Source organism: Lawsonibacter sp., from assembly GCF_022777125.1.
Classification (GTDB): domain Bacteria; phylum Bacillota; class Clostridia; order Oscillospirales; family Oscillospiraceae; genus Lawsonibacter_A; species Lawsonibacter_A hominis.
Genome location: NZ_JALFGV010000167.1, coordinates 15,319 through 39,062, shown reverse-complemented (window position 1 = coordinate 39,062; position 23,744 = coordinate 15,319). Strand labels below are relative to the sequence as shown.

Below are 23,744 nucleotides of genomic sequence, written 5' to 3'. Positions count from 1 at the left end.
GGACTCAGGCCGCATCCCGGACGGCCCGGGCGGTCTCCCGCCGCAGGGAGCGGAGGTAGCACAGGACGAACAGACCGGTCAGGACCAGGCAGCAAAGCTCGGCGGCCAGGGGGCTGAGCCACACGCCTGCCTCCCCCAACAGGCGGGGCAGTACCGCCAGGCACGCGCACAGCAGCACCAGACCCCGCCCGAAGGAGATGGGGAAGGAAAAGAAGGGCCGCTCGACCGCAGTAAAGAAGCCGGCCATGATCACGTTGAATCCCATCACCAGGAAGACCCAGGCGTATTGCCGCAGGGCATGGACCGAGTATGTGAAGAGCGCGCTGCCGCGCTCACCGGGCAGGAAGAGCCCTACGACGGCGGGCGCGCCCAGCTGGCCGATGGCAAAGGAGAGGACGGAAAACACCGCGATCAGCCCCAGGCCGCAGCGCAGCAGCTTGTGGCAGACGTCCCGCTCCCCGGCCCCCAGGTGGAAGCTGACCAGAGGCTGGATGCCCTGGGTGGTACCGATCATGGTCATAAGCACCAGGGTGTTCACATAACTGATGATGGTGTAGCTGATCACGCCGTCCTCCCCGATGACGCGGAGGATGGTCAGGTTGAACAGGAAGATGACGATGCCGTTGGACAGCTCGCTGAGCCCTTCGGAGAGACCCAGCGGGAGGATGCGCCGGTAAGCCCGCAGTTCAGGGACGAAGCGGCCCAGGCGCAGACGCTCCCGGTGGGTGAGAAAGTACACCACGAATACGGTGGTAGAGGTGACCTGGGCCAGCCCCGTGGCCAGCGCGGCGCCCCAAACGCCCCAGCCCAGGCGCATGACGAAGAGCCAGTCCAGAAATACGTTCATCAGCGCGCAGGAGAGCACGCCGATGGTGCTCACCTGGGGCGCGCCGTTGGCTTTCACCTGCACCTCCAGGTTGTAGGATACGGTGAAGAATACGGTGAAGCAGGCGATCACGCCCACGTACTGCTTCACATACTCCAGCGTGTCCGGATAGGCCCCCAGAAACAGAGCCACCCGCTCCAGATTGAAAAGCACCAGCAGGGAGAGGATCAGACTCACCGCCGCCGTTACGCAGATGTTCTGGTTAAAATAGGTTCGGGCCTTTTCCAGATCCTTCTGCCCCAGGGCGATGGAGATGACGGTGGATGTACCGGTGGCCAGCAGGATGCCCAGCGTAAAGATCACCGACGTGAAGGGCATGGACAGATTGACGGCCGCCAGCGCGTGTTCCCCCACGCCCCAGGAGACGAACATGCCGTCCACCATGGTGTACAGGGAGAAAATCCACATGGACACAATGGATGGGATCACGAATTGGAAGAAACGTTTGATCAGATTCAAGGGTATGACCTCCTTATTTCCCTTCTATCATAAACCCTCGTATCATACGAGAGTCAAGAGGCGGAGGCAAAAAAGATGAAAGAATTTTACCGCATCCACGAGCTGTCCGGGCTGTTCGGCCTATGCCCGGATACCCTGCGTTATTATGAAGAGAAGGGACTGCTTCACCCCGCGCGTGGAGAAAACCGCTATCGCATGTACGGAATTCAGGACGTGATCACCCTGAACATCGTCCGCTCCCTGCGGGAGCTTGGAATGACGGTGGAGGACATCCGCACCTATCTGGAGCGGCGCTCTGTGGAGGAGACCCTGGCCCTGCTGGAGGAGGAGGAGCGCCTGCTGCGGCGGCGGATGGAGGAGCTGGAGCGCACCCGCCGGCAGGCCCGGCGCCGGCAGGCTCGGCTGGAGCGGTACGCCGCTGTGGAAGCGGAGCGGGTGGAGTTTTTGTACGAGGAGGAACGTTCCTGCGTCTTTTTGCAGGAGGACATCATCCTGGAGGGGGAGATCGACTTCCTGCTGAAAAAGCTGGAACACCGGCATCAGGACTATATCAAGATCATAGGGGACCAGTGCATGGGGGCGGCGGTGGACGGCGAGAGCCTGAAACAAGGCGTGTACAACCACTTTTCCAGGGTCTTTTTCCTTACGGAACCGGGCCTGCCCAGCGACGGCGTCCTGCCTGCGGGGGAGTACGCGCGCCTTTTTTACCGGGGCGGCTACGGCGCGCTGCAGCGGCATTATCAAACGCTGCTCGCGCAGGTGGCGGCGGCGGGCCGCCGGCCGGCCGGGGAGCCGCTGGAGCTCTACCGGATCGACGCCCACGACACCAACCGGGAAGCGGAATATGTCACCGAACTGCAGGTGCCGGTGCGGTAAGATCAGGGGCTTGTTTTCCAACAGGATAAGATGATATAATAACAAATTAGAATAAACGTATGGAAAACGGGGGGAATCGCGGTGCTGGAGATCTCCATCAACATGATCCTGGACAGTCTGGCAGAGTATGGACCGGAACGTTTTTTTTCGGAGGAGGAGCAGCTTTCCTTCAGCGGCCTGCGCCTGTATGAGCTGGGGCAGGAGACGCTTTCCACGTCGAACATCTATATGTGTACCAGCCGTGAGCTTACCGCGGAGGCGGCGGAGAGCGGCTGCTGCTTTTTGTGTATCCACAAAATGGCGCCCGCGCTGAAAAAGAAGCTGCAGGGCAGACGGATCGTACTGCTGGAGGACGAGGGGATCGGCCTGGCGGAGGTGTTCAACACGGTCCAAAGCCTGTTCACCGACCTGCGGGAATGGCATCAGCACATGCACGTCTCCCTGATCCAGAGCAACGACGTGCAGGAGCTGCTGGACCTGAGCGAGAGCGCCATCGGCAATCCCATCGTCCTGGTGGACCTGAGCTTCAAGCTGCTGGCCTACACAAAAAATATCAAGACCGACGATGAGGTCTATAACGAGGTGGTCAGCCGGGGCTATCATACCAAGCAGACCATCGAGCGGCTGACCAATACCCGTCAGGTGGACAGCATCAAGAGGGCCAGCGTCATCGACATCGCCTTTCCGCTGCCGCAGATGACGCAGTATCAGACCATGACGAAGACCTTTTTCATCAAAGGCGTCCCATATGCCTACCTGCGGATGATCTGCAGCGCCCATGCCCCCTCCAAGAGCCTGGAGGAACGGTTCGCCCTTCTGGCGGAGAGCGTGGAATACTATCTGCATAACCACTACTCCGCCGGAAGCATCAACAAATATATGTATGAATACGTGCTGGTGGAGCTCATTGAGAATAAGATCAAGGACGAGGAGGACATCGAGGAGCGCATCAAGTGCGTGGGCCTTCAGCGGGACGCCGAATATCAGCTTTTGAAGATCATTTTCGAAGACGAGGACAATACTTCCCTGAACTACATGCTGGACCAGCTGCTGGCGATCTTTCCGGAATCCCGGCCGTTCATCTACGGCGATTACATCATGATCCTGATGAGCCGTGAGAGCAAATATCTGGGCGCGGAGGAGCGCAAACTGCGGCAGTTTGATCTGCTGCGGGAGCTGCTGGAATACCATAAGGCCCGCTGCGGCATGAGCGAGGTGTTCCGTACCATCCGGCTGGTCAGCGACGCCTACGTGCAGACCACGGTAGCGGTGGAGATCGGCAGGACGCTCCAGCAGAAAGGAATTTTGGTGGAGGAGACCGGCGGCGGAAGGGTCTTCGCCTATCGGGACTGCTACATCTATCACCTGATCACCGCCTGTTCCGAACAGGTACAGCTGCGCAGCCTGTGTGACGAGCAGCTGCTGGCCATCCGCGAACAGGATGAGCAGAAGAGCACCGATTATGCAAATTTGCTGTATACCTATCTCATCAACCAGTGCAGGCCGACGGATACCGCCAAGCTGCTGCACATGCACCGGAATAACGTCATCTATCATGTGGAGCGGCTCTCCGAGCAGCTGGGGGTGGACCTGAACGACCCGGAGACCCGCCTGCGCCTGCTGCTGTCGTACAAGGTCATGGATCTGCTGTAAGGCCGCCCTTCCGGGAGAAAGCGGAGGGAAACGAAAAAGTCATGGGCAATTGCGCGCGACGGCAATTGCCCATGACTTTTTTTCGAAGCTCAGAGAGTGCAAAACTCCCGGTTGCGGCCGGGCATCCTGCCGGCCGTGCGGAGAAACGCATTATACGTGCACGCCCAGAGCCTGCGCGTTTTTATAGTAGAGCATGGAACGCTCCTGTTCCCCCAGGGGGAGGTTCTTTACGTATTCCACCATGTCGGAGGCGTCCTCAAAGGGATAATCGCTGCCGAAGAGAATGCGATCCAGGCCCAGGACCCGGCGGGTACACTCGAAGGCCTCGGGGGACATGTTGCCGCTGGTGGTGACGTAAATATTGCGGTGGAAGTAGGCGCTGAAATCCTGCTTGTTTTTGGCCTTGGGGTTGGGCAGGAACTTCAGGCGGTTGTCCATGCGGTCCAGCAGGAACGGCAGAGCCTCGCCGAGATGGCCCAGCATGACCTTCAGGTTGGGCAGCTCGTCGAACAGGCCGCCCACGATCATGCGGGTCAGAGTGGTGACCGTGTCCATGGTGAAGCCCAGGCCGGGGCCCGCCACGGGGAAGCCGCAGTCGTCTACCCGGGAGGCGTTGGCCAGCTGGGGGTGGAGGTAGACGTACACTCCCAACTCGTCCGCCTTCTGGAAGATGGGGCGGTAACGGGGATCGTCCGGGGCGGTCTCGCCATAGTTGGAGTGGGTGTGCCAGGCCACAAAGCCGAGCTCCTTCACGCAGCGCTCCAGTTCCGCCGCTGCGGCGGGCACGTCCTTCACCGGCAGGATGGCGCTGCCCAGATAGCGGCCGGGGAAGCGCTGGACCAGCTGGTAGAGAACGTCGTTGGTCCGGCGGCAGATCGCCGCGCTCTCAGCCGGGTCCAGCTGCTCGGCGCCGGGGGAGCAGCTGAGCACGGCACAGTCGATGCCAAGCGTATCCATCAGGGCGATCCGCTCTTCCCCCACCTGAAGCAGCTTCTCCAGCAGAGGCCCCTGGGGCATGGTGATCGCGTCGCTCCAGGTGATCAGGTCGGTGTCTTTGCGGTAATAGGGAGGCTCGGTGCGGGATTCCAGCGCGTCGATCAGGCACTGGTCGTAAAAGTGATTTTCAAAATCAATTAATTTCATATGCAGAACTCCAGAATCAGATTCAAGCGCCCATCAGAAGAGCAGGCAGCGCGGTGGAAAGGGCAGGGACGTACGTGATGATGAGGACCGAGACGATATAGAGGATGATATAGGGCACACAGGCCTTGGAGATCTGGCCCATGGGGCGCTTGAGCACGCTCTGGGCCACGAAGATGTTCAGGCCGAAGGGGGGCGTGAACAGGCCGATGGCCAGGTTGACCACGAAGACCATGCCCAGGTGCAGGGAGGGGATGCCCAGGGCGGCGGCGGTGGGCAGCAGCATGGGCGCCAGGATGAGGATGGCGGCGCTGGTATCGAAGAAGCAGCCCACGATGAGCAGCAGCACGTTGAGCATCAGCAGGAACTGGATCTGTCCCATGCCGCCGAAGGCCTCGGTGACCGCGGCGGGAAGCTGTGCGATGGTGGCCGCCTGGGAGAACACCGTGCTGCCGGCGATGAGCAGGAAGACCTGGGCGGTCGTGCGCCCGGCATCCTTAAAGATGGGCAGCAGCTGTTTGAACTTGATGTCACGGGTGCCGAAGACCGCCACGATGAAGGAATAGGCCGCGGCCAGGGCGCCGGATTCGGTGGGGGTGCAGATGCCGGTGTAGACGCTGCCCAGGACCAGTACGGGGAGCACCAGCACGGGAAGGCCCTTCCACAGGGCTTTGCCAAAAGCGCGGGCGGAGAATTTCTCCTTCTCCACACCGGGTCTGGGCTTGCACATGATGATCAGGTAGACGCTGACGATGACCACGATCAGGATGCCGGGCAGGATGCCGGCCAGGAAGAGCTTGGTAATGGAGGTCTCAGTGGCTACGCCGTAGATGATCATGGTGATGCTGGGCGGAATGATGGTGGACAGGCAGGCGGAAGAGGTGATGATGCCCAGAGACATGCTCTCGCCATGGCGCTCCGAGAGGGGCTTGTGGACGATCTTGCCGAAGGTGGCGGTCGCGGCCGGACCGGAACCGGAGATGGCGCCGAAAATCGCATTGGCAATGACGCAGGCGATGGGCAGGCCGCCGCGGATGCTCTTCAGGGTCTCGATACATACATTGATCAGCCGGGTGCCCAGGCTGCTGGCGGCGATCAGGCTGCCGGCGACCATGAAGAAGGGCACGGCCAGCAGGGCATTCTTGGTCATGGCCTCAAAGAAGCCGGTAAATACATTGGTCAGGGACATGTGGTTGACAAAGATCTGCAGGTAGATCGCCGAGCAGAGGATGGAGATGTAGATGGGACACTTCAGCAGGGACAGTCCAATCAGAATGATCAGGACCGGAAGCAGAATCTCAAGCATTGTCATGGTCGAAGTCCCCCTTATTGCAAAGCATCAATACCACCCAGACAACCAGGGCGACGACGATACAAATCATAGCGATCGCATACAGGACGCCTTTGGGCATCTGCAGCACATAGGTGACCTGGTTGCGTTTGAAGGCTTTCATCATAACGTCCAGGCCATGGTAGCCCAGCACGACCATAATCACGCTGGTGATAATTCCGCGGATGTAGTTGAGAATGCGCTGACCGGTCTTGCCCTTGACCCAAAGATCAATGGCGGAGATACACAGCTGGTCGCCGGCGCCCTCCAGATAGGGAATGGCCAGATAGACCATGAGCACGATGCAGTAGCTGCACAGCTCCTCAGACCAGGTAAAGCCTTTTCCGGCAAAGCGGACGATGGCGTTGAGGGTGGCCAGGGCGGTAGCCACGGCAATCAGCAGCGCCGAAATCGAAAACAAAAACGTACGGACATAGCGCGTAATTTTAACACACACTTGCATAACCTGTTCTCCTTTTAAGAGGGCGGGGACGCAGCCGTCCCCGCCCGTTGAGGCTGTTGCAGCGAACTCAGGAATTGGCGATGAGTCCCACGAACTCGTCGTAGATGGCGGCACAGTCGGAATCGATGTTCTTAAAGTCTTCGTGCAGAGACTCGGTGGCGGCCTTCATCTCGGCAAGCAGCTCGTCGCTGGGCTCGTTCTTGGTGGCGCCCGCGTCCACCATGGCCTGCATGGCTTCCTCGGAGTACTGGGTCATGTAGGGCACCTCGAAATCGGCGACTACGGCCTTGGCAGTGGACAGGATCAGGTCCTGTACGTTCTGGGGCAGGGTGTCCATCCAGTCGGCGCTGAAGAAGAAGCAGTTGACGAACGCGCCCGCGGGGCAGAGGTTGATGTTCTTGGCGCTCTCATACAGGCCCTGGGTATACCAGAAGGTGCAGTCGTTGAGCACGCCGTCCACGGTGCCGTTCTGCAGGCCAACAGCCACGTCGCCGGGATCCAGGGAGGCGGGGGAAGCGCCGTAAGCGTTCAGGGAGCTGTGCAGGGTGGGAGAGGGCAGGGTCCAGATCTTGTGGCCGGACAGATCGCTCATCTTCTCAATGGGGAAGGTGGACAGGATATAGGAGTTGCCGCCCAGCAGCCAGCCGCCCACTTTGAAGCCATAGTCGTACAGGTAGTCGTCCAGGCTGGTGCCGGCGGAGAGGATGGCCTGGGCCTGGGCAGCGGCAGTGCCGTCCGCGTCAAAGAGGAAGGGCAGGTCCAGAATGGCGATGGCAGGGGCGTAGGAGGCAAAGTAGGAGGAAGGGATGAGCACGCCTTCAATGGTGCCGTTCTGCACGCCCTCGATCATCTGGGGAGCGGTGCCCAGCTGGCTGGTGGGATAGAGCTCCACCGTGATGGCGCCGCCGGAGGCCTCTTCGATGCGGGTCTTGAACTCCTCCATGGTCATGTTCTGCTGATGCTTGCCGCCGGTGGGCGTGCCCAGGCGGATGGTGTAGCTGCCGGTGATCTCGGTGTCGCCGCCGGTGGGTTCGGTGGTGGAAGGAGCGGTGGTCTCGGGAGCGGTGGTAGAGGGAGTTCCTCCAGAGGAGCTTCCGGAGTTTCCGCCGCAGGCGGACAGGATCAGGGACAGGGACAGGGCGATGCTCAGAACCAGAGAGAGTTTCTTTTTCATCGGTGCGTACCTTCCTTTCTTCTGCTTGAAATATTCTTCTTCTTGGAAGAAATGGGGAAAACAGGACAGCAAATAAGGCGATATGACGGAAACCGGGGTCCTGTTCCCGCTCTCTTCTGTATAAAAGACTATCATAAACTACCCGGAGATGCATTAGAGTGTTTGCCAAATTAATCACAAAGTCGGCCAAGCGAATTTTGTAGGAAGTGTAAAGAGAAAAAAGCGGCCGCCGTTTGAGGACACTTGGCCCGTCCCTGGAGCGGTCCCACCAGTTGTTCACGCTTTGTTTTCATTTACAACACAACATTTTTTGAAAAAGTGTTGTGTTTCCGTCAGGCGGTTTTAAGCTGTCGGTTGAAAAAAGCACGTCTGGTCTGTATGCTAAAGATATCCGCAGGGCCTGGAACGGGCTCTGGACTGAGGTGTGTGTTATGGCGGTCATTCAGGCGGAACATTTGGCCCGCGAATATGTTATGGGCAAAAACGTCATCCGGGCGGTGGACGATATCAGCTTTACCATTCAGGAGGGCACCTATACCATGATCCTGGGGGCCAGCGGAGCGGGAAAATCCACGGTGCTGAACCTGCTGGGCGGGATGGATTCCCCCACCTCCGGCAGCCTGAGGATCAACGGGCGGGATATCGCCCGGTTCAACAAGCGCCAGCTGGCGGAGTACCGGCGCAACAGCATCGGCTTCGTGTTCCAGTTTTACAACCTGATGCCCAACCTGACCATGCGGGAGAATGTGGAGCTGGCCAGCCAGATCTGCAAAGATCCCCTGGACGCCCAGGAGACCCTGGAACTGGTGGGCCTGGGGGAGCGCTCCTCCAATTTCCCGTCCCAGTGCTCGGGCGGCGAGCAGCAGCGTGGGGCCATCGCCCGGGCGCTGGCCAAAAATCCCGCCATCCTGCTCTGCGACGAACCCACCGGCGCGCTGGACTACAAGACCGGCAAGGCGATCCTGGCCCTGCTGTACGACTTATGCAAAAAAAGCGGCAAGACGGTCATCGTGGTGACCCACAACGGCGCGCTGGCTCCTACGGCCGATGTGCTCATCCGCATGAAAAGCGGCAGGATCGAGTCCTACGAGGAGAACCCCGCTCCCGTCCCGGTGCAGGAATTGGAGTGGTGATATGATTTGGCGCAACTTCCTGCGGGATCTGCGGCAGACGGCCCCACGCCTGATTTCGGTCATGGTCATTACCATGATCGCCGTGATGGTCTATACCGCGCTCAACGGCGTTTTGTATCATGTGCAGCAGGTCACCGCCGCCTACGGCCAAACGCAGAACGTGGCGGACTACTGGATCTCCGGCGCCGGTTTGGACCGGAGCGACTGCCGGGTGCTGGAACAGATCGACGGCGTCGCCGGCGTGCAGCCCCGCATTACCTGGGAGGCCCAGGAGCGGGGCAACGAGGATGTGCAGCTGCTGGTGTATGCCGTTGCGGATTGGGCGATCAACACGCCCTACCTGGTGGGCGGAGCACTGCCGGCCGACGAGAGGGAGATGGCGGTCAGCGATGTCTTTGCCGCCGCCAACGGCCTTTCCGTGGGGGACAGCTACGAGATGCTGCTGACCGGCACAGACCAGGTCCTGCGTCTGCGGATCAGCGGGCTGGTCAAAAGCCCGGAGTGCCTTTACCACGTCAATGCGACCACGCCGATGCCGGAGCTGGGGCGCTATGGCTTCGCCTATTGCAGCCAAGACGTTCTGAGCGGGCTGATGGGAAGCAATCGCTATAATCAGATCTGCATCACGACCTCGGACGAGGTCGACGACGCGGCGCTCCGGCGGGCCGTCAACGAACGCCTGGGCGACAAGGTGGTCAACGTCCTGGCCCGGGAGGACAACCTGGCGGCCGACCGCCTGCGGGGCATGACCGAGGATCTGACGCCCATCCTTCGCCTGTTTCCCATTCTCTTCTTCCTGTGCGCGGTGCTGCTGATGGTCAGCAATATGAGCCGCCTGATCGAGAGCGGCCGCTCCGCCATCGGCACCTTCAAGGCCTTGGGCTATTCCGACCGGACGATCTTGTGGTATTACCTGCTCCACGCCGTTTTGGTGGTTTTGGTGGGGTTTCCGCTGGGCGTGGCGCCCAACGGGCTGATCGCCAGGCTGCTGGTCGAGACGCTGTCCACCGGCTGCGACCTGCCTGTCTATGGGCTGGCCAACGACTACCGGTCCTGGGGGCAGGCCCTGGCGCTGACGGTGCTCTGCTGCGTGGGCAGCGCATTTTTCGTGGCCCGCTCCTTATTGAAGGAGAGTCCGGCCCAGTGCATGCGCCCACAGCCCCCCAAAAGCACCAAGCCGGTGCTGCTGGAGAAGCTGCCCTTCCTCTGGCGGCGCTTGGGCTTCAATCAGAAATACATCATCCGCAACGCCCTGCGCAACAAGGCGCGGATGCTCACCTGCGTTGTAGGGATCGCCTTCTGCATGGGCCTGGTGCTGGCGGCCTTCGCCCTGCGGGACGCCGTGACCCACTATGCCGGAGCGCTGACCTCCAATCAGAACAAATACGACCTGATGGTAGATCTGGGCGCCGGCGTGACGGAGGGGCAGTACCGCAGGCTGGCCGCCTCCGCCAACACGGAGGGGGCGGAATTTGAGATGACCACCGCCGGTTGGTTCTATGCCCCCGGACGGATGACCACCGCCGCCCTGACGGTGGCCGAGGACCAGAGCTGGCTGCACCTGTACGATCCCTATGCTCAGGGGGTCCTGAACCTGCCGGAGGATGGGGCGGTCCTGTCCCAGAGCATGGCCGACGAGCTGAATGTGACGACAGGCGATACGGTGACGGTCCGCTTTACCGGTGATTCCCGTTATTACACCATGAAAGTCTCCCGTATCCTGCGGGGCGTCTCCGGAGCCTATGTGGGGCGCGGCTTCTGGCGGAGCCTGGGGCGGCCCTATGTGCCCACCACCGCCTATGCGGCCGCCGCGGACCGGACGGCCCTGGCCGCCGAACTGGACCGCTACGACTTCGTGGATGGCTGGCAGACCCGGGAGACGGTGACGGACGCCGCGGCAGAGCAGCTCTCCAGCGCTTCTCTGGTGGCGTATATCCTGATCGTATTCGGAGGAAGCCTGGCCTGCGTGGTGATCTATAACCTGGGGATCATGAGCTTTTTGGAGCAGATCCGCAGCCTGGCCACCCTGATGGTCCTGGGCTTTTACGACAAGGAGATCAAACGCCTGCAGCTGAGCGAAAATATCATTTTCGCGGCGGGCGGCATCTGCGCGGGTATCCCCATGGGCATCGGATTGAGTTACGTCATCATCGCCCTGCTCAGCGATATGCCGCTGCAGGTGAATACCCGGCCGGTTTCTTTCGTGCTCTCCTGCGCGGTGACCCTGCTGTTTGCCCTTCTGGTCAACTGGATGATCGGCCGGAAGATGCGGGAGATCGACATGCTTGGCGCGCTGAAAAGCGTGGAATAACGGAAGGGGAGTACATATGAAGCGGAAATGGATGGTTTTGCTCTGTGCGCTGAGTCTCCTGGCGGCGGCAGGCTGTCAGAAAGAGGCGGATTATCAAACGGTGACGCCCGAGGTGGGGACCATTGAGAACCGGGTGGAGGATACGGGCACGGTGGCGTGGCGGGACCCCACTTCGGTCATCCCGGTCGTCAGCGGAAAGGTCGTCTCCTGTGCCTTTGAGGAGGGGGATGCGGTAACGGCGGGACAGACCCTCTATGTCATCGATTCCGGCGATCTGGAGGATCAGATCACCCAGGCGCGGCTCTCCCTGAAGACCGCCCAGGCGGGCGCCGCCCAAAGCGAAGCCGCCTGCGCCGACCTGACGGTCTACGCCAGCGCCTCCGGAACCGTGACGGCCGTCTACTGCCACGTGGGGGACTACATCGGAGCGGGAACGGCGGTGGCGCAGATCCAGGACAGCGCCAACCTGACCCTGACGGTCCCCTTTGCCCCGGCCGACGCCGCCGCACTGGTCCCGGGCGCGGCCGCCGTCATTACGTTTCCCAATCAGAGCGGTACTGTGACCGGCGCGGTGGAGCGGATCTACGACACGCCGACCGCCCTCTCCGGCGGACGGGAGGGAGTGTATGTGGAGCTCAGCTTCCAGAATCCGGGCACGCTGACCGACGCCGCCACGGCCACCGCCGCTGTGGGCGCCGCCGCCTGCATGGAGGCGGGCGCCGTGTGCTATGCCACACAGCAGTCCATTTATGCCGCCCAGTCGGGACAGGTCCTCACCCTGGACCTGGAGACGGGCAGCGCGGTGACGCAGGGGCAGGCCGTGCTGACCCTGAAAAACGACGCGCTGACCAACGCCGCGGTCAACGCGGGCCTGTCCGTGGAGACCGCCCGGACCAACCTGGAGCAGCTGGAGGCCAAGCGGTCGGACTACACCATCGCCGCCCCCATCGACGGCACCATCCTTACCCGCAGCGTCAAGGCCGGGGACTTTGCCTCCGCCGCGGCGCCCATGGCCACGCTGGCCCCTGCACACGCCCTGTGCGTCAATGCGGAGATCGACGAGATCTACATCGACCGTATCTGGCCCGGGCAGGAGGCCTGCGTGCAGTTTGCCGACGACAGCGGAGTGGAGCGGACCTACGCCGCTCAGGTGCGCCGGGTGGACGAAAACGGCGTTACGTCCGGCGGTGTGACCGACTATACCGTGGAGCTGGTCCTGGAGGATACCAGCCGGCTGAAGGCCGGGATGAACGTGTCGGTCTCCATCGTGACGCAGCGGAAGGAGGGCTGCCTTCGCCTTCCTTCCGAAGCCGTCAGCGGCAGCACGGTCCAGGTGCTGCGGGACGGCCAGGCCGTCTCCGTTTCGGTGACCACCGGCATCACGGGCGGCGGATATACGGAGATTACGGCGGGGCTGACCGGGGACGACGCCGTGATCCTGCCGTAAGGGCGGTGCATTCTGCGGCGGCACCGGTCCGGAGCAGAAACACAAAAAAGCACGATAATTCGCAAGAAAGTTATAGTAACTCCCTTCGCCATACCGTATGCTAAAAAGGAAAAGACAAAGGTGCTGCGGGCGTACGGCTTCTTCTGCCGGTCCCGCCGGCGAAACGGTGAATAACAGAAGGGAGCGGTCCACGTATGAGTACATTGAGCGAAATTTCCGAGGCCCTGCAAAAAGGACGGGCCAAGCTGGTCAAAACACTGGTCCCCCAAGCCCTGGAGGAAGGCGTCCCCGCTCAGCAGATCCTGGAGGAGGGATTGTTGGCGGGCATGAGCATCATCGGGGAGAAGTTCAAAAACAACGAGGTTTTTGTCCCCGAGGTGCTGGTGGCGGCCCGGGCGATGAACGCCGGCACGGAGCTGCTCAAGCCCCACCTGGCTGCGGCTGGGGCCGAGTCCAAGGGGAAGGTCTGCCTCGGCACCGTCAAGGGCGACCTGCACGATATCGGCAAGAATCTGGTACGCATGATGTTCGAGGGCAAGGGACTGGAAGTGGTGGACCTGGGTGTGGACGTAGCCCCGGAGACCTTTGTTCAGGCTGCCATCGGCAACGACTGCAGGATCATTGCCTGCTCCGCCCTGCTGACCACCACCATGCCCGTCATGGGAGAAGTGGTGGAACAGGTGAAGTCCGCCGGTATTCGGGACAAGGTAAAGATCATGGTGGGCGGCGCGCCGGTTACGGACAAGTTTGCCCAGACCATCGGCGCGGACGCTTATACCGCGGACGCCGCCACTGCGGCGGAAAAAGCCGTGGAGCTGCTGTCCTGCGGCTGACGCACCTCGGCGCCGGAAAGGCGTCCGCTCTCTCAGTGGAATGGGACCGCAGGATAAGAAAAACTCCCGAACGGATGCGCCTGACCGGCTTCCCTTTGGGGGGACGGTGAACGAAAAGGCGCCGTTCTTTCAAAAAAACCGGTCAGGCGGCCGATAAAGATCGTATGGAAGAACGGTTCCAACGAAGGATAAATTCCGGTTTGCAGGGCAGTCTCGAAATCGGGACTGCCTTTTTCCTTCGAAGCCGCGAGCGGTTTTCCGGATAGGCTTGTGGCAGCACAAAAGGGAAAAGGGAGCGGAAACGAAGCGGCAAGCGTCTGCCGCGTTGGGCTCCGTCCGGATCCCCGCAGGAAGATGACTTGCCGGCGGCCCCTCCCCCTCGCCACCGGGGCTTCTCCCGGGCCATGTTTCTGCAGCTTTACACCGTGGGCCTGCCTGTGGTATCATCAGCATAGCCCCCTGTATTACGAAAAGCAGACGGAATGGCTTCCCGTTTTCGGAAAGGAGCGCACCCATGTCGCAGATCACCAAGCGGGCGCTGGCGGAGTCGCTGAAAAAGCTGCTGCTGGAAAAACCCCTGGACCGGATCACCGTGTCCGATATTACCGAGGACTGCGGCGTCAGCCGCATGACGTTCTACTATCACTTTAAGGATGTCTACGACCTGATCGAGTGGACCTGGCTTCAGGAGGCGGAGCGCGCCCTGGACGGCCAGAAGACCTACGATACCTGGCAGCAGGGGTTCTTGCAGATATTCCAGCTGGTGCAGGAGAACCGGGCGTTTGTGATGAACCTGTATCACTCCATCAGCCGGGAGCAGGTGGAGCGCTATCTCTATAGGCTGACCTATCAGCTGCTCATCGGCGTGGTGGAGGAAAAGTCGGCGGGTATGAGCGTCCGGGATGAGGATAAAAAATTCATCGCGGATTTTTACAAGTACGCCTTTGTGGGACTGATGCTGGACTGGATTCGGGGCGGGATGAAGGGGGAGCCGCAGGTCCTCATCGACCGCCTGAGCGTGCTGATCCGCGGGGATGTGGAGAAAGCGCTCAACCACTATCGGGCCGATCAAATGAAACAAAGTGGCCCAAATGATTAAAAACAATACAAAAACGCCCCAGTGCCCAAAATTCTGGCACCGGGGCGTTTTTGCTGATTGCGGCGGGAAGGAGAAGGGCATATTCTATGGGCAGATCAAAAAAAGAACTGCTGACAGGAGGAACACAGTATGTATTATTCCAGCGGTAACTATGAAGCGTTTGCCCGTCCGGAAAAGCCGGAGGGCGTGGAGCGCAAGTCTGCCTATATCGTGGGCTCCGGCCTGGCGGCCCTGACCGCCGCCTGCTATCTGGTCCGGGACGGCCGGATGAAGGGCGAACGGGTGCACATTCTGGAGAAGGACGCGCTTCCCGGCGGCGCCTGCGACGGCTATCACTACGATAACGTGGGCTATGTCATGCGGGGTGGCCGCGAGATGGACAACCATTTTGAGGTTATGTGGGATCTCTTCCGCTCGATCCCCTCCATTGAGACCGAGGGGATCAGCGTGCTGGACGAGTACTACTGGCTCAACAAGCACGACCCCAACTACTCCCTTATGCGGGCTACCATCAACCGGGGCATGGACGCCCACACCGATGGAATGTTTGCCCTGTCCGACAAGGGCGCCCTGGAGATCATGAAGCTGTTTTTTACCCCGGATGAGAAGCTGTATGACCTGCGCATCGACGAGGTCTTCGACGAGGAGGTGCTGAACTCCAACTTCTGGATGTACTGGCGGACCATGTTCGCGTTTGAAAACTGGCACAGCGCCCTGGAGATGAAGCTCTACCTCAAGCGTTTCATCCACCACGTGGGCGGCCTTCCGGACTTCAAGGCCCTGCGCTTTACCAAGTACAACCAGTATGAGTCCATGATCCTGCCCATGATCCAGTATCTGCAGGATCACAACGTCCAGTTCCACTACCACACCCAGGTGGTCAATGTGGAGTTTGAGATCCGGCCCGGCCGCAAGCAGGCCAAGCGCATCTGCGTGCTGCGGGAGGGCCAGGAGGACGCCATTGACCTGACGGAGGATGATTTGGTATTCATCACCAACGGCGGCTGCGTGGAAAATTCCGCCCTCGGCGACCAGAATCACCCTGCCCCCTTCCGCACCGAACTCAAGCCCGGCGGCGGCTGGGATATGTGGAAGAAGATCGCTGCGCAGGACCCCGCGTTCGGCCATCCGGACAAGTTCTGCAGCCATCCGGAGATGAGCAACTGGATGTCAGCTACCGTGACCACGCTGGATGAGCGCATCGTACCCTATCTCAAGAACATCTGCAAGCGGGACCCCTTCAGCGGCAAGGTGGTCACGGGCGGTATCGTCACGGTGCGGGATTCCGGCTGGCTCATGAGCTGGACCTTCAATCGCCAGCCCCAGTTCCGCGATCAGCCCAAGGGGCAGCTGGTGGGCTGGATCTACGGGCTGTTCAGTGACCGGAGCGGCAACTATGTCCACAAGGCCATGCGGGAGTGTACCGGCAAGGAGATCTGCATGGAGTGGCTCTATCACCTGGGGGTGCCCGAGGACCAGATCGAGGATCTGGCCGAGCACAGCGCCAACACCGTGCCCTGTATGATGCCCTATATCACCGCCTTTTTCATGCCGCGCGCCGCCGGGGACCGGCCGGACGTGGTGCCTGAGGGCAGCGTGAACTTTGCATTCCTGGGGCAGTTCGCAGAGACGAAGCGGGACACCATCTTCACCACCGAATACTCCATGCGTACCGGAATGGAGGCGGTGTACACGCTGCTGAACATCGACCGGGGCGTGCCTGAGGTCTGGGGGAGCACCTATGACGTGCGGGATCTGCTCAACGCTACCGTACAGCTGCGGGACGGGAAAAAACTGACCGATCTGGACCTGGGCTTCAAGGAGCGCATCGCGCTGAAGGAGGTCCTGAAGAAGCTGGAGGGGACCGACCTGGAGAAGCTGTTGAAGGAATACAACGTAATCTGAATCGGAGGAACGGCCGCCGCAGGATCCTGCGGCGGCCGTTCCGCGCCGGAAAAACGCCGAAACCTTCGTATAAGGCTTGACCATACCGCCGGAATCAGGTAAACTTAAAGACCAAGGTAAGGCGGAACATCGGGAGAAAAGCCACCCGCCGGGGTGGCTTTTTGCCTGCCTGGGGCGGGAAGGAGAGAGGGACATGAGGCAAACGGGACTCCGGATGCTGTCCTGGCTGCGGCGGGAGCCGGTGCTGTGTATTTCCGCCGTATGTGCGGCGCTTTCCATGCTGCTTACGCCGCCCTCGGCCGCTTATCTCAATTATGTGGACTGGCGCGTCATCTCCCTGCTGTTCTGCCTGATGGCAGTGGTGGCGGGGCTGCAGGACTGCGGGGTGTTCGCCGTGCTGGCCCAGCGGCTGCTGGCGGGAGAGAAGCGCCTGCGCTTTGTCACGCTGGTACTGGTGCTGCTGCCGTTTTTTACCTCCATGCTGGTAACCAACGATGTGGCCCTCATCACCTTTGTTCCCTTTTCCATTCTGGTACTGGGCCTCATCGGGCGCACGGAGCGGCTGGCCTATGTGGTGGTCCTGCAGACCATCGCCGCTAACCTGGGCAGCATGGCCACGCCGGTGGGCAATCCTCAGAATCTCTATCTGTACGCCACCTATGAACTCACGCCGGGGCAGTTTTTTACCGCAGTGCTCCCGCTGGTGCTGGCGAGCCTGGCAGGGCTGACCGCGGCAGCGGTATGGGGCCGGCCGGAGAGCATCCGGGTGGCTTTTCCGCAGCCGGTTCGGGTCCGCCGGCCGGGCCGGCTGGGACTGATGTGCCTTTTGTTCGTTTTGTGCCTGCTCTGCGTATGCCGCCTTCTGCCCTATCCGGCTCTGGTGGCCGTGGTGCTTTCAGCGCTGGTGATTTTTGGACGGGATTTGTTCCGGCGGCTGGATTACGCTTTGCTGCTCACCTTTGTCTGCTTCTTCCTCTTCGCCGGGAACGTCGGCGCCAACCCGGCGGTAAGGGAGGTCCTGACGGCGGTGCTTGCCCGGAATACCGCTCTGGCCTCGGGGATCGCCAGCCAGGTCATCAGCAACGTGCCCGCGGCGGTGCTGCTGTCCGGCTTCACAGCGGACTGGCGTGGGCTGCTGATCGGAGTGAATGTGGGGGGGCTGGGCACGCCCATCGCCTCTTTGGCCAGCCTGATTTCCCTCAAGGCCTATCTGCGCAGCGCGGGTGCGCGGCCGGGGCGCTACCTGGCGGTGTTTCTGCTGGCCAACGGGATCGCGCTGGCCGTCCTGTGCGCCTGCGCCTGGCTGCTGGGGCGGCTGCAGTGAATTTGGTCTTGCCAGTGCGGCGCGGCTGGGATATAATAATACGGCTTTTTTATCCTGAAGAATGATCGTCTGAGAGGCTTCGTCTATGAATCGTACGTTAGAGCACATCCTCCCCCGGGTACAAAAGCCGGCGCGGTATACCGGCGGGGAGTACAACGCGGTGGTGAAGGACCGGCATAGGGTGGATACCCGCTATGCCCTTTGCTTTCCGGATACCTATGAGATCGGGATGTCCAATTTGGGGATGCGCATCCTCTACGGGGTGATGAACCAGATGGAGGGCGTCTGGTGCGAGCGGGTATTCGCCCCCTGGGGCGACATGGAGGAGGAGATGCGCCGGGAGGGCGTTTCCCTCTACGGCCTGGAGAGCGGAGACCCCATCGCCGATTTCGACCTGATCGGCTTCTCCCTGGGCTATGAGATGGCCTACTCCAATGTGCTCAACATGCTGGATCTGGCAGGACTGCCCCTGCGTTCGGAGGAGCGCCGGGGCCTTTCCCCCATTGTAGTGGCGGGGGGTACCTGCGCCTTCAATCCGGAGCCGCTCTCCCCCTTTGTGGACGTTTTCGCCCTGGGCGAGGGGGAGGATGTGAGTGTGGAACTCATCCAGCTCTACCGCCGGGCCCGCGAGGAGTGCTGGAGCAAGGAGGAGTTCCTGTCTGCCGCCGCCCAGGTGCCGGGATTGTACGTACCTTCCCTCTATGAGGTGCGCTATCAGCCCGACGGTACCGTGGCGCAGATCGAGCCGCTGGAGGGCGCGCCCCTCCCGGTGACCAAACGCATCGTACAGGACTTCAACAAGAGTTATTTCCCGGTGAAGACCATCGTGCCCTCCACCGAGATCGTCCACGACCGGGTGATGCTGGAGGTGTTCCGCGGCTGCATCCGCGGCTGCCGTTTCTGCCAGGCGGGGTACGCCTACCGGCCCGTGCGGCCCAGAGACCCCAAGCTCCTGCTGGAGCAGGGCATTGCCGCCTGCAAGGATTCCGGCTACCAGGAGATGACCCTCTCCAGTCTGTCCACCAGCGATTACCGTCCGCTGGAGCAGCTGTGCGACGGGCTGCTGGACTGGTGCGAGCCCAACCGGGTCTCCCTGTCGCTGCCCTCGCTCCGGGCGGACAATTTCTCACTGGGGCTGATGGAGCGGGTGCAGCACGTGCGCAAGTCGGGGCTCACCTTCGCGCCCGAGGCGGGCACCCAGCGCCTGAGGGACGCCATCAATAAAAATGTAACGGAGGAGGAGATCCTCCGCTCCTGCCGTACCGCCTTCTCCGGCGGGTGGAGCAGCGTGAAGCTCTACTTCATGCTGGGCCTGCCCACCGAGACCGACGAGGACGTGCTGGGCATCGCCGACCTGGCGGAAAAGATCTATCAGGCCTGGAAAGAGACCACCCCCAATCCCCGCCGGGGGGTGAACATCACCGTTTCCACCGCCTTTTTCGTGCCCAAGCCCCACACCGCCTTCCAGTGGGAGGGACAGATCAGCATGGAAGAGTACCACCGCCGGGTCAGGCTGCTGCGGGAGCACATGCGGGGGCGCTCCATCAAGTACAACTGGCACGATCCGGAGACCAGTTTTTTGGAGGCGGTCTTCTCCCGGGGCGACCGACGGCTGGCCGGCGTGCTGGAGGAGGCTTGGCGGCAGGGAGCCAAATTCGACGCGTGGAGCGAATATTTCGACTTCCAGCGCTGGATGCAGGCGTTCCGGACCTGCGGCGTGGACCCCAATTTCTACGCCGGGCGCGTCCGGGACCGGGAAGAGGTGCTCCCCTGGAGCGTGACCGCGACCGGCGTCTCCCAAGCGTTCCTGTGGCGGGAGCGGGAGCGGGCCTATCAGGCGGTCATCACCCCCGACTGCCGGGTGCAGTGCACCGGCTGCGGGGCGGACAAGCTCTATCCGGGAGGTGTTTGCGATGCCGAAGCATAGGCTGGCCTTTTCCAAGGCGGACACTGCCAAATATATCTCCCACCTGGATCTGATGCGCACCTTCCAGCGCGCCTTTCTCCGGGCGGGACTGCCCATCAAGCATACCGAGGGCTTCAACCCACACGCGTTTGTTTCCATCCCGCTTCCCTTGTCGGTGGGATACTCCAGCGCCTGCGAGGTGCTGGAGTGCGAGCTGCTGGGCGAGGTGGACCGGGATACAGTCCCCGCCCGCATGACGGCAGCCCTGCCCGCGGGCATCACGGTGCACCGCTGCTACGAGGCCGCGCGGCCCGTGAAGGAGCTGTGCTGGGTCAACTACATCGTCACCCTGGAGTATGAGGCGGGCGCGCCCTTCGGGGCGGAACGGGCCATCCAGGAGCTGCTGGCGCGCGCGTCTCTGGTGGTGGCCAAGCGCTCCAAAAAGGCCAAGAGCGGCCAGACCGAGGTGGATCTGATTCCCCTCATCGCCCGCTCCACCGTGGAGGAGCGGCGGGACACCATCGGCCTGGACCTCGTTATCCGGGCCCAGAATCCCGGCCTTAACCCGGAGCTGGTCGTCTCCGCCATTCGCAGCGAATGCCCCGATATGGCGCCTGATTTCGTTTCCTTTCACCGCCGCGCGGTGCTGGACGGGGATTTTCAGCCCTGGGAGTGACCGGCCCTTCCGTCTGCTGAAAAGCCGAAAGCGTATGCGGAAAGGCAACCCTTTTTGCACAAGAGAAGGTCCTCGTCAGCGGTTCGCCGCCGCCCCTGCGCTGAAGCCGGCCCTGCGGGCGTGCTGCAGCGCTGCGAAACAATGCCCGTATGTTTGAAACACGTGTGGAACGCGTTTGATATGCGGAAGGGCCCCGGCCGCTCAGAGAGCGGCCGGGGCCCTTGGCACAGGCGGGGAGCGGAAGCGCTGGCCTCATTCCACATCGATGGGGTCTACCTCCACGGGCATGCGCTTGCGCAGCTCCTTTGTCAGGCGGGTCACCTTGACGATGGCCCAAAGATCGGAGAGCCCTTCATAGATGAAGACCACGCCGATGAGCATGATCAGCGCTTCCGCAGCCAGATAGGGCTGGAAGACCACCAAAAGACCCAGCGCCACAGAGACCAGGGAGAGAATGAGCGTGATGAACCAACGGCCATACTCCAGACGGTGCAGTTCGAAGGCGCGCTTCAGGTTCAACAGGCCGTCGATGACGATAAAAATGCCCATGATGACGGGCAGAATGGAGGCCACGACCTTGGGCTGCAGCAGGAAAAAGGCGCCGATGCCGGCGGCCACGATCCCCAGGAACAGTTCAAAGGCGAAGCCGCCCTTCCGGCTGACGAAAAAGCTGATGATGGCGACCAGACCATAGATGGCCAGAACGGCGCCGAAGGCGTAGCAGATCACGGTGGTGGCGGTGCCCGGCCAAATGAGCAGCACCAGGCCCAGCGCAAGGTAGAGAATGGAGGCCAGAAGGAAGCTGAGCTTCCTGTTTTTCAGGTATTCGTTCACGTCAAATCACCTTTCCCGACGGTTTCGTCAAAGAAGTGGGATGGAAGGAAGGCGTCTCCGGCGGCGGAGTTTGTCCGCCGGCAAACACGCCGCGCACTTCCAACGGATCGTCACATGATTTGGGCGCCGTTTGAGGATAGTATACCGCTTTGCGGAGAAAAAATCATTAGACAGATGGGATGGAACGTCCAATCACTTCCAGTTTTTACACACGTCGATCCAGCCCAGCGCGTTGGAGAGGGAAAACAGTTCCGCACAGCTCAGACGCACGGCGGAAGCGGCGTTGCCCGCGGCGGGGTAGACGGTCTCGAAGCGCCGGAGGGAGACGTCCAGATAGGTCTTTACGTCTGCACGTTCGATGGCGAAGGGGCAAACGCCACCCACCGCATGACCGGTGAACGAGAGCACCTGCTCCGGGGTGAGCATGGTGGCCTTGGTATGGAATTGGGCCTTGAACTTCGGATTGTCGATCTTTGCGTCTCCTGCGCAGACGATGAGTACGCAGCCCCCGTCCACCGCAAAGGAGAGGGTCTTGGCGATGTGTGCGCTCTCACAGCCCACGGCCTGAGCGGCCAGCTCCACCGTGACGCTGGATACGCCGAACTCCTGGATGCGCGCTTCATAGCCGCGCGCACGCAGATAGTCCCGGCATGTTTCAATGGACACGGCTCACCGACCGCCCTTCTTGGCTTCCGCCCTGGAGAGAAAACGGTCCGTGTCGATGACGAAACGCTCGTGGACGCCGCCGCCGATGGGGCCGGCCTCGTCGTAGGCCTTCACGCTCAGGGTGATCTTTTTGCGGTCGACGGCGGTGACCTCGGCCTCGGCCCAGACCTTCATGCCGATGGGCGTGGCGGCGTCATGGGTCACGTCCAGGCGGGTGCCTACGGTGCCCTGGCCCTGCTCCAGCGCCCCCTGTACGGCGTTGACGGCGGCGTTCTCCATCAGAGCGACCATATATGGAGTCGCAAAAACGGGCACCAGCCCGCTGCCCACGGCGCAGGCGGTGTTGTGCTCGGTGACGACGCTCTCCGAGCGCCCCTTGCTTCCTACGGTAACTGACATGTCAAATTGGCTCCTTTCCGGGAATGGTATGTCCTATTTTACACCCGGAAAGTAGGGGTGACAAGAGGATGCGGGCAGAAAAAACCGCCGTGCAGCAGCCCTGCACGGCGGTTTTGCTTCAGTTTGCGGCCAGCTTGAGCCGGGTCCACTCGGAGTCGTAAAGAGCGAGGATGTCCTCGGGCAGGTTCCGGAAGCTCTCACACTGTTCCAGAACGGCGTCGTCCGGATAGGCGTAGGGATCTTCGGATACCTCGGGGTCCAGCTCCTCCCGCACGGACAGCAGGGGAGAGGAGTACCAGGTCTCCTCCACGTTGGCCAGGCCCACGGAGGTGGAGCACATGAAGTTGATGAAGGCCTCGGCGTTGGCTTTGTTCTCCGCCCCCTTGGGGATGCACATGGCATCCACATAGAGGTTGGTGCCCTCCTTGGGCAGGCAGAAGGCCAGGTCGGGATTCACGTCGGCCATAGTCAGATAGTCGCCGTAATAGTAGGCGCCGATCGCGGCGGAGTTGCCCTGCATCTTTTCAAAGATCTCGTCCATCACATAACTCTGCACCAGGGGCTTCTGCTGGATGAGCAGGTCGGTGGCGGCGGTGATCTGGGCGGGATCGGTGGTATTGTAGGAATAGCCCAGGTATTTCAGCGCCACGCCCAGGGCGTCCCGGGAGTTGTTGAACATCAGGATCTGCCCGGAGTAGTTTTCGTCGAACAGAATGCTCCAGCTGTCGGGGGCGCCGTCCACCATCGCGGTATTATAGATCACGCCCAGCAGGCCCCACATGTAGGGCACGCTGTACTGGTTCTCCGGGTCGTAATCCGGGTTTTTCAGGTTGGGATCGATATCGGAAAAATTCGGAATATTGTCAAAGTCCAGCGGCTCCAGCATATCCTCTTCGATCATACGGGAGATCATATAGTCGGAAGGGATGACCACATCGTAGCTGGCACCGTCGTTTTTCAGGACACCGTACATCGACTCGTTGCTCTCATAGGTGTCGTAGTTGACCTTGATGCCGGTCTGCGCCGTGAATTCGTCCAGAACGGATTCGTCGATATAGACGCCCCAGTTGTAGACGTTGACCACACCGCGGTCGGCCGCGCCGGGCTGAGATGCGGTACCGCTTCCGCCGGAGCAGCCGGCCAGCGCCAGGCTCAGCCCCAGAACGGTGGCCAGAAGGAGTGCGAGAGACTTTTTCAATTGCTTTCTTTATCCCCTTTCGGATGAAATTC

Annotated in this window: 20 protein-coding genes; 11 read left to right on the top strand and 9 right to left on the bottom strand. The window is 61.3% G+C overall.

What is annotated here, in order from left to right; translation table 11 throughout:
• Positions 1-4 precede the first annotated feature (4 nt).
• Positions 5-1,345 carry an MATE family efflux transporter gene (locus tag MR825_RS13925; RefSeq protein ID WP_287881243.1) on the bottom strand — a complete coding sequence of 447 codons (1,341 nt, stop codon included), beginning with the start codon at positions 1,343-1,345 and terminating at the stop codon, positions 5-7.
• Positions 1,346-1,420: 75 nt separating this feature from the next.
• Between MR825_RS13925 and MR825_RS13920 the strand changes: the two genes are divergently transcribed.
• Together MR825_RS13920 and MR825_RS13915 are read left to right on the top strand one after the other, a co-directional pair.
• Complete coding sequence (locus MR825_RS13920; RefSeq protein WP_186908527.1) at positions 1,421-2,221, top strand: MerR family transcriptional regulator; 801 nt, start codon at positions 1,421-1,423, stop codon at positions 2,219-2,221.
• An 81-nt stretch (positions 2,222-2,302) separates the two neighbouring features.
• The gene (locus MR825_RS13915) at positions 2,303-3,874 is read left to right on the top strand and encodes a PucR family transcriptional regulator (protein ID WP_186908528.1); all 1,572 of its coding nucleotides are present in this window, start codon (positions 2,303-2,305) and stop codon (positions 3,872-3,874) included.
• A 150-nt stretch (positions 3,875-4,024) separates the two neighbouring features.
• Here the strand turns inward: MR825_RS13915 and MR825_RS13910 are convergent, their stop codons facing one another.
• From MR825_RS13910 to MR825_RS13895, 4 genes are all read right to left on the bottom strand, one after another.
• Positions 4,025-5,017 carry an amidohydrolase family protein gene (locus MR825_RS13910; protein WP_256176062.1) on the bottom strand — a complete coding sequence of 331 codons (993 nt, stop codon included), beginning with the start codon at positions 5,015-5,017 and terminating at the stop codon, positions 4,025-4,027.
• A gap of 22 nt (positions 5,018-5,039) precedes the next feature.
• Positions 5,040-6,326, bottom strand: coding sequence for a TRAP transporter large permease (locus tag MR825_RS13905; RefSeq protein WP_186908530.1), 1,287 nt, complete (start codon positions 6,324-6,326; stop codon positions 5,040-5,042).
• The gene (locus MR825_RS13900) at positions 6,313-6,807 is read right to left on the bottom strand and encodes a TRAP transporter small permease (protein WP_186908531.1); all 495 of its coding nucleotides are present in this window, start codon (positions 6,805-6,807) and stop codon (positions 6,313-6,315) included. Before MR825_RS13900 ends, MR825_RS13905 begins: the two co-directional genes overlap by 14 nt.
• Before the next feature lie 67 nt (positions 6,808-6,874).
• Complete coding sequence (locus tag MR825_RS13895; RefSeq protein WP_186908532.1) at positions 6,875-7,981, bottom strand: TRAP transporter substrate-binding protein; 1,107 nt, start codon at positions 7,979-7,981, stop codon at positions 6,875-6,877.
• Positions 7,982-8,412: 431 nt separating this feature from the next.
• On the opposite strand from MR825_RS13895, the gene MR825_RS13890 reads away from it, so the two are divergent.
• The 9 genes from MR825_RS13890 to MR825_RS13850 all read left to right on the top strand — a co-directional run bounded on the left by MR825_RS13890 (position 8,413) and on the right by MR825_RS13850 (position 20,615).
• Positions 8,413-9,114 carry an ABC transporter ATP-binding protein gene (locus MR825_RS13890; protein WP_186908533.1) on the top strand — a complete coding sequence of 234 codons (702 nt, stop codon included), beginning with the start codon at positions 8,413-8,415 and terminating at the stop codon, positions 9,112-9,114.
• A gap of 1 nt (position 9,115) precedes the next feature.
• Positions 9,116-11,425, top strand: a complete 2,310-nt coding sequence (locus MR825_RS13885) for an ABC transporter permease (protein WP_287881239.1) — start codon at positions 9,116-9,118, stop codon at positions 11,423-11,425.
• 16 nt (positions 11,426-11,441) lie between these two features.
• On the top strand, positions 11,442-12,872 hold the full coding sequence (locus MR825_RS13880; protein ID WP_287881237.1) for an HlyD family efflux transporter periplasmic adaptor subunit: 1,431 nt from the start codon (positions 11,442-11,444) through the stop codon (positions 12,870-12,872).
• A gap of 194 nt (positions 12,873-13,066) precedes the next feature.
• On the top strand, positions 13,067-13,705 hold the full coding sequence (locus MR825_RS13875) for a corrinoid protein (RefSeq protein ID WP_287881235.1): 639 nt from the start codon (positions 13,067-13,069) through the stop codon (positions 13,703-13,705).
• Positions 13,706-14,219: 514 nt separating this feature from the next.
• Positions 14,220-14,804: a TetR/AcrR family transcriptional regulator gene (locus MR825_RS13870; RefSeq protein ID WP_186908537.1), complete on the top strand. Its 585-nt coding sequence runs from the start codon at positions 14,220-14,222 to the stop codon at positions 14,802-14,804.
• Positions 14,805-14,933: 129 nt separating this feature from the next.
• On the top strand, positions 14,934-16,709 hold the full coding sequence (locus MR825_RS13865) for an oleate hydratase (protein WP_186908538.1): 1,776 nt from the start codon (positions 14,934-14,936) through the stop codon (positions 16,707-16,709).
• A gap of 193 nt (positions 16,710-16,902) precedes the next feature.
• Positions 16,903-18,033: an SLC13 family permease gene (locus MR825_RS13860; RefSeq protein WP_186908539.1), complete on the top strand. Its 1,131-nt coding sequence runs from the start codon at positions 16,903-16,905 to the stop codon at positions 18,031-18,033.
• Positions 18,034-18,118: 85 nt separating this feature from the next.
• A complete protein-coding gene (locus MR825_RS13855) occupies positions 18,119-19,960 on the top strand; it encodes a TIGR03960 family B12-binding radical SAM protein (protein WP_287881233.1) in 1,842 nt (613 codons plus the stop codon).
• Positions 19,947-20,615 carry a TIGR03936 family radical SAM-associated protein gene (locus MR825_RS13850; protein ID WP_186908541.1) on the top strand — a complete coding sequence of 223 codons (669 nt, stop codon included), beginning with the start codon at positions 19,947-19,949 and terminating at the stop codon, positions 20,613-20,615. The genes MR825_RS13855 and MR825_RS13850 overlap by 14 nt, the downstream gene beginning before the upstream one ends.
• A gap of 252 nt (positions 20,616-20,867) precedes the next feature.
• Here the strand turns inward: MR825_RS13850 and MR825_RS13845 are convergent, their stop codons facing one another.
• From MR825_RS13845 to MR825_RS13830, 4 genes are all read right to left on the bottom strand, one after another.
• Positions 20,868-21,449, bottom strand: coding sequence for an HdeD family acid-resistance protein (locus MR825_RS13845; RefSeq protein ID WP_186908543.1), 582 nt, complete (start codon positions 21,447-21,449; stop codon positions 20,868-20,870).
• A gap of 192 nt (positions 21,450-21,641) precedes the next feature.
• Positions 21,642-22,115 (bottom strand): YbaK/EbsC family protein, encoded by a 474-nt coding sequence (locus MR825_RS13840; protein ID WP_287881230.1) that lies wholly within the window; start codon positions 22,113-22,115, stop codon positions 21,642-21,644.
• A gap of 3 nt (positions 22,116-22,118) precedes the next feature.
• Positions 22,119-22,514 carry a thioesterase family protein gene (locus tag MR825_RS13835; RefSeq protein ID WP_186908545.1) on the bottom strand — a complete coding sequence of 132 codons (396 nt, stop codon included), beginning with the start codon at positions 22,512-22,514 and terminating at the stop codon, positions 22,119-22,121.
• A gap of 118 nt (positions 22,515-22,632) precedes the next feature.
• Positions 22,633-23,712, bottom strand: coding sequence for an ABC transporter substrate-binding protein (locus tag MR825_RS13830; RefSeq protein WP_186908546.1), 1,080 nt, complete (start codon positions 23,710-23,712; stop codon positions 22,633-22,635).
• Positions 23,713-23,744 lie beyond the last annotated feature (32 nt).

Coding starts and splice junctions, on each gene's coding strand:
- MR825_RS13920 (WP_186908527.1), top strand. CDS start 1,421: ATGAAAGAATTTTACCGCATCCACGAGCTGTCCGGGCTGTTCGGCCTA.
- MR825_RS13910 (WP_256176062.1), bottom strand. CDS start 5,017: ATGAAATTAATTGATTTTGAAAATCACTTTTACGACCAGTGCCTGATC.
- MR825_RS13905 (WP_186908530.1), bottom strand. CDS start 6,326: ATGACAATGCTTGAGATTCTGCTTCCGGTCCTGATCATTCTGATTGGA.
- MR825_RS13900 (WP_186908531.1), bottom strand. CDS start 6,807: ATGCAAGTGTGTGTTAAAATTACGCGCTATGTCCGTACGTTTTTGTTT.
- MR825_RS13895 (WP_186908532.1), bottom strand. CDS start 7,981: ATGAAAAAGAAACTCTCTCTGGTTCTGAGCATCGCCCTGTCCCTGTCC.
- MR825_RS13890 (WP_186908533.1), top strand. CDS start 8,413: ATGGCGGTCATTCAGGCGGAACATTTGGCCCGCGAATATGTTATGGGC.
- MR825_RS13885 (WP_287881239.1), top strand. CDS start 9,116: ATGATTTGGCGCAACTTCCTGCGGGATCTGCGGCAGACGGCCCCACGC.
- MR825_RS13880 (WP_287881237.1), top strand. CDS start 11,442: ATGAAGCGGAAATGGATGGTTTTGCTCTGTGCGCTGAGTCTCCTGGCG.
- MR825_RS13875 (WP_287881235.1), top strand. CDS start 13,067: ATGAGTACATTGAGCGAAATTTCCGAGGCCCTGCAAAAAGGACGGGCC.
- MR825_RS13870 (WP_186908537.1), top strand. CDS start 14,220: ATGTCGCAGATCACCAAGCGGGCGCTGGCGGAGTCGCTGAAAAAGCTG.
- MR825_RS13865 (WP_186908538.1), top strand. CDS start 14,934: ATGTATTATTCCAGCGGTAACTATGAAGCGTTTGCCCGTCCGGAAAAG.
- MR825_RS13860 (WP_186908539.1), top strand. CDS start 16,903: ATGAGGCAAACGGGACTCCGGATGCTGTCCTGGCTGCGGCGGGAGCCG.
- MR825_RS13855 (WP_287881233.1), top strand. CDS start 18,119: ATGAATCGTACGTTAGAGCACATCCTCCCCCGGGTACAAAAGCCGGCG.
- MR825_RS13850 (WP_186908541.1), top strand. CDS start 19,947: ATGCCGAAGCATAGGCTGGCCTTTTCCAAGGCGGACACTGCCAAATAT.
- MR825_RS13835 (WP_186908545.1), bottom strand. CDS start 22,514: ATGTCAGTTACCGTAGGAAGCAAGGGGCGCTCGGAGAGCGTCGTCACC.